Here is a 10,324-nt window from a genome sequence, read left to right as displayed (position 1 = left end):
GTTCAGAATTCAGGTATTCATCCGACTGCATTTCCAGCAAACGGGAACGGGTTCGTTCAATTTCAAAGGCCAGTTTCTCACCTTGGTAAATATCCACGATATTATCTTCCGAGGTTAAAAGTAACTTGACGCCGCGGTCATAAAATTCATCGACCAGATAAATAAAACGGCGTGTTCCATCATTTAGAAAATCGGTCAGGTGCGGCACATTGCTGACCAAAACCGTATTATAAATATTGGCGATTTCAATAAAATCAGCCGGACTACGTGGTTTTAAACAGAGCTCAGAAAATTCACACCACAACACATCTTCAGTATGTGACACGGTTTCAACAATACGGTTGTTGATGATAATCGGTTCTTCCGAGCAGGTCTGAGTCTGGGTCAAAGCGCTAAAACGCTGTGCAATCCAGTTTTTATGATCATGGGTCAACGGGAATTTAAACAGTTGTGCCTGTTTTAGAACCCGTAGACGGTAATCGACTCCGGCATCAACATTTAACACCACACAGTTTTTCTTGACCAGTTCGATGGTAGGCATAAAACGGTCACGGTGAATGCCGTTTTTATATAAACCGTCCGGTGCGATATTCGAGGTGGCGACCAAGGTAATACCGCGTTCAAACAGCTTCTGGAAAAGATCGCTCAGGATCATCGCATCCGTTACGTTGGATACAAAGAATTCATCAAAACAGATGATGACAGCTTCTTTATAAATCCGATCCGCCACGATATCTAAGGGATTACGCTGTCCGGATAATTTGTTTAACTCACGATGCACATGTTGCATAAAATGGTGAAAATGCATCCGGGTTTTACGGCGAAACGGAATCGAATCGTAAAACTGATCCATTAACCAGGTTTTGCCACGCCCTACTCCGCCCCACATATACACGCCTTTCGGAGACGTCTGGCGACGAAAGCGGCGAAATGCTTTTTTCGATGCCTTGAAACGCTGAATCAATTCCAGCCAGACACGATTCAGTTCATGTACTGCCATTGCCTGTGCTTCATCAGGCATAAACTGTCCTGAAGAGATCGCTTGTGCATAACGTTCTGCAGGAGAAATCGGACTAAAAGCGGTGCTGTGCTGTGAATTAAAATCGGACATAGAATTTCGTACTATTTGGGATCAATTTAATTATAGCGGAGTTTAATCAACACGCTATAACACTTTGGCATAAATAAGCTTAGGCTATTTTATATATTGCCGAGGACTTTGCCCAAACCAGCGTTTAAAGGCATGGTTAAAAGCGGCCGGCTCGGAATAGCCTAATAATTCTGCAATCATTTCAATCGAATACTGTTTGTATTCAATCAGTCGCAAAGCCTTATCTTTAATAATTTCTTCGCGGATCTGCTTATAACTGGTATCACATTGCTGTAACTGATGCCGCAAGGTTCGTTCCGGAATATTCAGCGCCTGTGCCGTTTCAGCCATGCTCGGCATCAGGCCGCTTTGGATTTCCAGATAATCCTGCACGCGCTGCACCACAGTCGGCGTCTGCTCATCCTGTTGCAAACGTTCCAGTTCAGCCAGACATTTGGCTTCATAGACGGAAAAAGTGACCGCATCCGCAGAGGGAATTTTAATATCCAGCACTGCTTCATCAAACCAGAATGCTGCCCGAGATGCATCAAACTGTACCTGTGTTCCATAATAATCATGGTAGACCTTTAAGGTATTCATATCTTCTGGATAGGCAAATGGCAACTCGATCCGCAGATCAGGTTTGGATAAGCCCATCAATTTGTAAATTTCCCGGATAAATTTAAACGTTCCGGAAATCTCCGCCTGTGACAGCAGCATCCCCAAATGATCATCTTGCTGCTTGGCTCGATAACATAGCGCGCTATGATGCTCGCTTTGCTGCAAGGCCAACTGACCGGTCAGATGCGTCAACTGCTGAAAACGGATCACCTGATTGAGTGCATCACGTACCGTGGGACTGGTCACCAGCAACATTAGTAAGGGACCATAACCTGCCAAAGCATAATGCTGGCCAATCAATAATCCCTGTTCAGGCTGGATTTCTTGTCCTACCACCTTAAGTACATCATGTTCCAGACTCGGATGGATCACCGAGCTTGGATCAAAGGCATCTACACGCAGCCCAATGTTTTGCAGTTTCTGATCGACTTCCATGCCAGCCTTGCGCATCCCTTGAATCAAATACATCAGACTGAGAACAGAACGTTTCATAACCATACAAATACAATGTGATTGCTCTAGTTGTACTATAAAAATAATGTGTCGGCTATTGCCGTTTAGATCAATTTTCTATCTAATCACCAAGGAGCGAATTACGATAAATATCCAACATTAAAATAAGTAAGGAATGTACTGATGCTAGATCATACCACCGCTACACGTTCCCATCCCCATACCAAAGTTGCCATTATTGGAGCTGGTTTCGGTGGTATCACCATGGCAATACGTTTACAACAGCATGGTATTTATGATTTTATTATTCTGGAAAAAGGTAGCGATTTTGGCGGAACCTGGCGGGACAATCAGTATCCTGGAGCAGCCTGTGATGTGCAATCACATTTATATTCCTTGTCATTTGCACCGAAAAGCAATTGGTCCAAGCGTTATGCGGAAGCACCCGAGATATTTTCTTATATTCAGGATCTGGTGACCGATTATAACCTGCGTGCTTTTTGCCGTTTAAATACCGAAGTACTAGCAGCACATTACCAGGTAGAATGCTGTCTATGGCAATTACAGCTTCAGGATCAAACCATACTCGAGGCCCAGTTTGTTATCTTCGCTTCCGGACCTTTACACATCCCGCAAATTCCACATATTCCCGGTATTGAGAAATTCCAAGGCAAAGTCTTTCATTCCGCGCAATGGGATCACGCTTATGATCTGACTGGCAAAAATGTCGCATCGATTGGGACAGGTGGCAGTGCCATTCAATATATTCCGGAAATTGCCCCGCAATGCAAACATCTGTATGTCATGCAACGTACTGCAGCCTGGGTCATTCCTCGTGATGAACGTGCCTACCCGAATCTTGAAAAGGAACTCTTTAAAAAATATGACTGGTTTAGAAAGCTACACCGTGCCCGCCTGTATTGGTCAAATGAATCGCGTGTCGTACCGATTGTCAAACCTAGCATTATGAAATTCACTCAAAAACTGGCAGAACTATTCATTAAATATGAGGTCAAAAACCCTGAATTGGCCAAAAAACTAACTCCCGATTACATTATGGGCTGTAAACGCATTCTGGTCTCGAATAAATACTTCCCGACTTTTAACCGCAACAATGTAGAACTAGTGACCGAGAAGATTCAGGAACTTACTGAAATCAGCATTATTACTCAAGATGGCAAAGAGCGGCCGATTGACTGCCTGATTTATGGCACCGGCTTCATTACAGATCCACGTATCTATATGAAGAATTTTCAATGCACTGGACTCCATGGTGCAGAGCTGAATAAAGTCTGGAAACAAGGCGCTGAAAGTTATTATGGAATTTGCGTGAAAGACTTTCCAAACCTGTTTCAGTTACTGGGACCAAATACCCTATTGGCACACAACTCTGTCATTTTTATGATTGAGGCACAAGTCGAATATATTTTGCAATTGATGCAACTAGTCGATCGATCCCAAAGCGATGCCATTATGGTTAAAGACCAGGCACAAGATACATTTAATCAGCAGGTGCAACAAATGTTTGAAAAGACCGTGTGGCAATCTGGCTGTGTCAGCTGGTATCAGCAGGAAGGCGGCAAAAACTTTGCCTTATGGCCAACTTATACCTGGAAATACTGGCTCAAAACAAAAAAGCCAAATGTCGCAGATTATCGATTATTGAATAAAGTCGCCTAAAAGCTTTTTACCATCTGACATCAAGCGATGGCATAATTTATAGGTAATTTTTTCAATCTATTAAACTTATGCAATCGCTTTGGCTCATCTTCCAACTTCTATTCTGTCTAGCACTCGGTTTTGCGATGGCAAAACGAATTCCACTTTCGATTATTAAAATCAGTTTCAAGCTATTGCCTTATTTTAGCTATGTTTTATTGATTGCGATTGCCTTTGAGTTTTCACAACTGGTAGATGAATTACAGCATCCCCTACAGATTTTGAGTACGTCAATCAGTATTGCCTTTCTGACCTCGCTCGGTGCTTTTGTATTTTGTTATCTACTATTTAAATGGGCAGGTTATCTTCCTAGTTCCGGTCGAGTATCCGTCGATCTAGTACTTAAATCCTTGCTGAACATGAGTTATGCTTTTTTAGCTCTTGCTGGCGGATATTGTTTACATGCGGGCTTGAGTCTGTTTGATCTATCCTTGAAAATCAGCACTTGGCATTTGTTGCTGGTATTTATGTTCATGATTGGCCTGGATCTGGCTTATTCACCTTTAGATCGTTCCTGGTTAAATTTTAAAATTCTACTGGTTCCGATCGGTTGTATTTTCGGTTCATTATTTGCAGTCATCGCCTATTCATTCTGGAACACCCAGATGGATCTGAAAGATTTGATCATGCTGTCACAAGGCTATGGCTTTTACTCGATGTCAGGCGTTGTTGTCACGGAACTTCGTAATGCTGAACTCGGCAGCATTGCACTAATGAATGACCTGTTTAGAGAAATTTTTGCCATCTTACTGATGTATTGTATGGGCTGGAGATATCCAAGATCGGCCATTTCAGCAGCAGGTGCAACTGCGATGGATGTGACTTTACCGATGGTTAAACAGGCTTGCGGGCATGATTTTATTCCACATGCTATGGTCAGTGGTTTTATTTTGTCACTGTTAGCACCAGTCATGGTGAGTGTACTGGCAGCGATTTAATTGCTTTATTGCTTTCTCAATCTCCCTAAATCTCTCTTTTCTAAAGAGGAACTTTCTTTCCTGACTAAGTGTTAAAGCAGGATTTTAAAACGAAGCATAAGCAAGAAGGCAGGGAGGGCTGACTAAAAACTTAAATCAATATCACTTAAGGCATCGCCTACTGTTTCAATAACATCCGAAGCAAGACTGATGGCATCAGATGCCAAACTGACCACATCGATCCCCGCTGTCCAATCTGCTGAGCTTGCCTGCTGTTGTTGCTGTTCTTGTTGCTTAAGTTGTTCTGCCTGTTGAATATTTTGAATCACGTCATTCTATGCTTTTTCTAATTGTGGTTCAGATGAAGTCATCATTTTTCCTTTTTATTTTATAATCATTTTTTCAATATATAAAAAAGCCTTTCGACTGAAAGGCTTTTTGTCATTCAAACCATATTAAAGCGTTGCCAGAATATCTTTTAAGGTTTGGCGCATATTTTTAGACTGAGTAATCGGGCGACCAATTACCAGATGTGTTGAGCCATCTATCATTGCCTGTTTCGGTGTCACAATACGTTTCTGGTCATCTGCATTCGACCCTTCTGGACGAATGCCGGGTGTCACCAATGCAAAGTCTTTTCCAATCGTTTCACGCAACATTTTCGCTTCTTGAGCTGAGCAGACGACACCATCTAGACCACTATCTTTTGTTAGTTGTGCCAGACGTTTTACATGCTCATTTGGTTCAATATCCAGACCAATATCTTTCAAGTCTTCACGGCCCATTGACGTCAATACAGTTACTGCAATCAACTGAGTCTTATAATTACCTGCTTGCAAACGCTCTACACAGGTTTCCATCATCTTACGGCCACCTGATGCATGCACATTCACCATCCACACACCCAAATCTGCTGCCGCGCATACAGCCTGTGCTGTTGTATTTGGAATATCATGAAATTTCAGATCCAGAAATACATCAAAGCCTTTATCTTGAAGTGCTTTGACAATGATTGGACCTTCATGGGTAAATAACTCTTTACCAACTTTTAGTCGACACAAGGCAGGATCTAACTGTTCTGCAATGGCTAAGGCATCAAATTGGCTTTTGGCATCTAGTGCGACGATGATACTCAAGAGATTACCCCCTTCATATAGGCAAAAAATAAGCCCATTATAATGGGCTTTGATTTTCATTGGTAATATCTAATACAGTTTTTTCATGCCGGGTATGGGCTGCTGCTTCAGCGGCCATTAACTTGGCTGTATTCAACTGTTCCTTACGTAGATGTTCAATGTCTTTACGCAGTCGTTTTATTTCCCAATTCGTCTGAAAAACCCGGAAGATCTGAACGCCCAATAACAGGCCCAAAACGACACCTAAAGATAACGTGAGGAGAAGTAATAATCCCAGGCGCATTGCGGGAACTTGAGTAAATAACAAGTCCACTGACAATTCGGTACCGTTTTGCAAAACCAAAGCTAATGAATAACCAAACAGTACCAATAAAAGAATGACCAGAACGTAACGCATGAACACCCCGCAAAATATTTACAATTATTTTTGTGCAGACTCGTTCACAGCGTCACGAAGTGCCTTGCCTGGTTTAAAGTGCGGAACTGCTTTTGCAGCCACTTCTACAGATTTACCAGTTTTAGGGTTACGACCTACGCGCGGTTCACGGTGATGCAATGCAAAACTACCAAATCCACGAATCTCGATACGATTGTCAGATGATAAAGCTTCTATCATTTGATCAATCATAATTTTAACTGCTTCCTCCACTAAAGGCTCAGCCAAATGCGGATTTTTTAACGCAATACGCTCTATTAAGTCAGACTTATTAAGTGCTTCAGTAGTCATCTGCGACCTCTTTAATTATCAAGCTACTTGGGATCTATTTCCCGATAATAACCTGTTTAAATACAAAACGGTAGCGCAATAATTAAATACTACGCTACCGTTTACAGTATTTGTATAAAAAGTATTAGTTAACTTACATTAACAATACAATTCAAACGCTTACTTAGTTACCCATTTGAGCTTTGATCAGGTCACCAATCGTCTTAGGACCATTGTCTTGACCAGCAGGAGCTGTTTTCAAGTTAGCAACTGCTTCTTTCTCTTCAGCTTCGTCTTTCGCTTTGATAGACAAGTTGATTGCGCGAGATTTACGATCTACGTTGATGATCTTCGCTTCAACTTCTTGACCAACTTCAAGGAACTTAGTTGCATCTTCAACGCGATCGCGGTTGATTTCAGATGCTTTCAAAGTCGCTTCAACTTCGTCAGCTAACTTAACAGTAGCGCCTTTAGCGTCAACTGCAGTTACAGTACCTTTAACCAACGCACCGCGTTCGTTAGCAGCAAGGAAGTCATTAAACGGATCGTTGTTCATTTGCTTGATGCCAAGGCTGATACGGTTGCCTTCAGCGTCTACAGAAAGGATAACCGCTTCAACAGTGTCGCCTTTCTTGTAACGACGAATCGCTTCTTCGCCCTGTTCGTTCCAAGAAATATCAGACAGGTGAACTAGACCGTCGATACCGCCTGGTAAACCGATGAAGATACCGAAGTCAGTGATAGATTTGATCGTACCAGAAACTTTTTCGCCTTTGTCGTGGTCTTTAGCAAACTCTTCCCATGGGTTAGCACGAGTTTGTTTGATACCAAGAGAAATACGACGACGTTCTTCATCAACTTCAAGAACCATAACATCAACTTCGTCACCAATCTGAACAACTTTAGATGGGTGGATGTTTTTGTTAGTGTGATCCATTTCTGAAACGTGTACTAAACCTTCAACGCCTTCAGCGATTTCAGCGAAACAACCGTAGTCAGTCAGGTTAGTTACGCGCGCTTTAACGATTGAACCTTTAGGGTAACGGTTCATGATCGCTAACCATGGATCTTCACCAAGCTGTTTAAGACCTAGAGAAACACGGTTACGTTCGCGGTCGAACTTAAGTACTTTAACAGTAACTTCTTGACCCACTTCAACAACTTCTGAAGGGTGCTTGATGCGTTTCCAAGCCATATCAGTGATGTGAAGAAGACCATCAATACCGCCAAGGTCAACGAATGCGCCGTAGTCAGTAAGATTTTTGATAGTACCAGTAACTGTTTGACCTTCTTCAAGCTGAGCAAGAAGAGCTTCACGGTCAGCTGAAGATTCAGCTTCCATAACAGCACGACGTGAAACAACAACGTTGTTACGTTTAGCGTCAAGTTTGATTACTTTGAATTCTAACTCTTTGCCTTCTAGGTGAGTAGTATCACGAATAGGACGAGTATCAACTAAAGAACCTGGAAGGAACGCACGTACTGGACCGATGTCAACAGTGAAACCACCTTTAACTTTACCAGAGATAACACCAGTAACGATTTCGCCGTCTTCAAAGATTTTTTCAAGTTTAGTCCAAGTTTCTGCGCGTTTAGCTTTTTCGCGAGAAAGAACTGTTTGACCCATACCGTTGTCAAGTGCTTCAACAACTACGTCTACAGTGTCGCCAACTTGAACTTCAAGTTCGCGCTGTTCATTTAAGAACTCAGCACGGTCAACAACGCCTTCAGATTTAAGGCCAGTGTCAACAGTTACCCAATCAGAGTCAATGCTTACTACAACGCCCTGGATAACTGCACCCTTTTCAACGTTGAGGTTTAATTCGCTTGCTTCAAAGAGGGCTGCAAAAGATTCGGTCATGATATTTCCGATAAAGTCAGCGGTCTTGGATCAGACAAGGCCGGTTTAATTAAGCATCTACATAGTCCATATAAAACTGATCAAGCTATGCGTTTGCTGATAAAATTGGGTTAATTTGCTAACTGCTGATCCACATAAGTGGTCATCAGCTGGAATACTTCATCAATATTCAAATCTGAACTATCGATAATGTAAGCATCATCCGCAGGCTTGAGTGGAGCGACAGTGCGTTCCATATCTCGTTTATCACGTGCTTCGATATTAGCTAAAATATCGTTTATTTTAACATCCAGCCCCATACCCTGCAACTGCTTTACACGTCTTTGCGCGCGTGATTCAGCCGAGGCCGTCAAATATATTTTTGCCTGAGCGTTCGGGAAGATACTTGTCGCCATATCACGTCCATCCGCTACCAGACCCGGTGCTTGAGCGAAGGCATGTTGGCGTGAAACCATCGCCGTTCTAAGCTCAGGAATTGCTGCGACTTTTGAAGCAAATTCACCTACCCGTTCAGTGCGAATAGTTTGGGACACGTCTTCACCATCCAGCCACACCTGCACCCCGGTATTGGTACTGACAAACTGGATATCTAAATTTGTTGCGATTTGTACGCATTCTGGCAATTTCGTGTCTAATGAATCTAGTAAATCATGGTGATGCAATGACAAACCCAAAAGACGGTATAAAGCACCAGAATCCAATAAGTGAAACTGATAATGTGCAGCCAGTTTCGCTGCTAACGTGCCTTTGCCAGACCCACTTGGACCATCAATGGTAATAATTTGAACTGTCATTGCTTTCCCGTTGTTGTTTAAACAGATTTTGCGAGTTTTGTCAGGCCTAGTTTAATCGCTGCCTGTAACTGTGCAAGGATTAATTTACTCACAAAAGGCGCACGTGCCTGCAATTCAATCGTATAAGTTACTAGCGTTTTGTCATCAGCCAGTGCTTCAAATTCAATAATGCCTAAATGATGCTTGATCAACGGATTTTTAATAATCTGATATTCGATGCGATTATTTGGCTCGAACAAGGTAATTTGTTCTTTCAGCGGCTTTACTGGACCCATCCCCATTGCACGCACTGAACCGAGTCCATCAGGATATTCAGCATCCGCAGAATCCTTGATTCGTTCGACCTGCATCGGCGCGAAGGCAATATTATAGGTGGCATGCTTAGACATTAAATCAAAGACATCATCAAGCGCTGCCGGGAATTCTTTTTTTACTTGAATGCTGTTCATTATTGTTCCTGAAGATTGCAGATATTTGAAAGTAAGCAAATTTTAGCGGATAAAGCAGATTTATTTCTGCGTATTTAATAACTTTTCTTGTAACTTGAGTTCTCGTTTCTGCTCGCGGCGCAACTTAAAAAATGCACTGAGCTGTTCAGAGCATTGCTGCTGCATGCAGCCTGCCTCGAAAGGAAATACGTGATTATAATAACCGGTTTCAAACAGTTGACGCGCACTCACCAGTGAACCTGCTTTTGCTTCAAATGCGCCAAATACTACCCGTGAGACCCGTGAATGAACCAGTGCGCCGACACACATGGTGCACGGCTCAAGAGTCACATAGAGCACCGCATCATCAGGTAAACGATAATTTTGGATGTTTTGACATGCGTCACGCAGCGCCACAATTTCAGCATGTGCAGTCGGATCATTCAACGAGATGGGTGCATTAAATCCCTGGCCAATGATCTGATTCTGACTGACGATAATTGCCCCGACAGGGATTTCTCCCTGTGCAGCAGCAAGTGCAGCCTGCTCGTAAGCACGCTGCATCCAGTATTCATCTGTAAATTGTGTTTCGGACATTG

At 42.6% G+C, this 10,324-nt stretch carries 12 protein-coding genes; 2 read left to right on the top strand and 10 right to left on the bottom strand.

The features are described from left to right. Both zapE and WAK81_RS03855 read right to left on the bottom strand, forming a co-directional pair. On the bottom strand, positions 1 to 1,111 hold a 1,111-nt coding region (gene zapE / locus WAK81_RS03860), incomplete at its 3' end, for a cell division protein ZapE (protein WP_422195753.1). Between the two features lie 84 nt (positions 1,112 to 1,195). After that, a complete protein-coding gene (locus tag WAK81_RS03855) occupies positions 1,196 to 2,203 on the bottom strand; it encodes a helix-turn-helix domain-containing protein (RefSeq protein WP_422195752.1) in 1,008 nt (335 codons plus the stop codon). A 144-nt stretch (positions 2,204 to 2,347) separates the two neighbouring features. Here WAK81_RS03855 and WAK81_RS03850 point away from each other — a divergent pair, with 144 nt between their 5' ends. Continuing rightward, positions 2,348 to 3,844, top strand: coding sequence for a flavin-containing monooxygenase (locus WAK81_RS03850; protein ID WP_422195751.1), 1,497 nt, complete (start codon positions 2,348 to 2,350; stop codon positions 3,842 to 3,844). Between the two features lie 68 nt (positions 3,845 to 3,912). After that, a complete protein-coding gene (locus tag WAK81_RS03845) occupies positions 3,913 to 4,821 on the top strand; it encodes a lysine exporter LysO family protein (RefSeq protein WP_422195750.1) in 909 nt (302 codons plus the stop codon). Positions 4,822 to 4,943: 122 nt separating this feature from the next. On the opposite strand, the gene WAK81_RS03840 is transcribed toward WAK81_RS03845, so the two are convergent. From WAK81_RS03840 to tadA, 8 genes are all read right to left on the bottom strand, one after another. Continuing rightward, on the bottom strand, positions 4,944 to 5,129 hold the full coding sequence (locus WAK81_RS03840) for a hypothetical protein (protein ID WP_422195749.1): 186 nt from the start codon (positions 5,127 to 5,129) through the stop codon (positions 4,944 to 4,946). A gap of 126 nt (positions 5,130 to 5,255) precedes the next feature. After that, positions 5,256 to 5,996, bottom strand: a complete 741-nt coding sequence (gene pyrF, locus WAK81_RS03835) for an orotidine-5'-phosphate decarboxylase (RefSeq protein ID WP_422195748.1) — start codon at positions 5,994 to 5,996, stop codon at positions 5,256 to 5,258. Then, positions 5,974 to 6,333, bottom strand: a complete 360-nt coding sequence (locus WAK81_RS03830) for a lipopolysaccharide assembly protein LapA domain-containing protein (protein ID WP_004278852.1) — start codon at positions 6,331 to 6,333, stop codon at positions 5,974 to 5,976. The genes pyrF and WAK81_RS03830 overlap by 23 nt, the downstream gene beginning before the upstream one ends. 24 nt (positions 6,334 to 6,357) lie before the next feature. Continuing rightward, a complete protein-coding gene (locus WAK81_RS03825; protein WP_064096560.1) occupies positions 6,358 to 6,663 on the bottom strand; it encodes an integration host factor subunit beta in 306 nt (101 codons plus the stop codon). 163 nt (positions 6,664 to 6,826) lie between these two features. Then, the gene (gene rpsA / locus WAK81_RS03820; protein ID WP_004278854.1) at positions 6,827 to 8,503 is read right to left on the bottom strand and encodes a 30S ribosomal protein S1; all 1,677 of its coding nucleotides are present in this window, start codon (positions 8,501 to 8,503) and stop codon (positions 6,827 to 6,829) included. 110 nt (positions 8,504 to 8,613) lie between these two features. Then, on the bottom strand, positions 8,614 to 9,297 hold the full coding sequence (gene cmk, locus WAK81_RS03815; RefSeq protein WP_422195747.1) for a (d)CMP kinase: 684 nt from the start codon (positions 9,295 to 9,297) through the stop codon (positions 8,614 to 8,616). Between the two features lie 17 nt (positions 9,298 to 9,314). Continuing rightward, complete coding sequence (locus WAK81_RS03810) at positions 9,315 to 9,746, bottom strand: SRPBCC family protein (protein WP_422195746.1); 432 nt, start codon at positions 9,744 to 9,746, stop codon at positions 9,315 to 9,317. A 60-nt stretch (positions 9,747 to 9,806) separates the two neighbouring features. After that, positions 9,807 to 10,322, bottom strand: a complete 516-nt coding sequence (gene tadA, locus WAK81_RS03805) for a tRNA adenosine(34) deaminase TadA (RefSeq protein WP_422195745.1) — start codon at positions 10,320 to 10,322, stop codon at positions 9,807 to 9,809. Between the last annotated feature and the right edge of the window lie 2 nt (positions 10,323 to 10,324).

The sequence above is a fragment of the Acinetobacter sp. genome (assembly GCF_049284435.1).
In the GTDB taxonomy this organism is placed as follows: domain Bacteria; phylum Pseudomonadota; class Gammaproteobacteria; order Pseudomonadales; family Moraxellaceae; genus Acinetobacter.
Note: the sequence above shows the minus strand (reverse complement) of the source record. Positions and strands in the feature narration are given on the sequence as shown.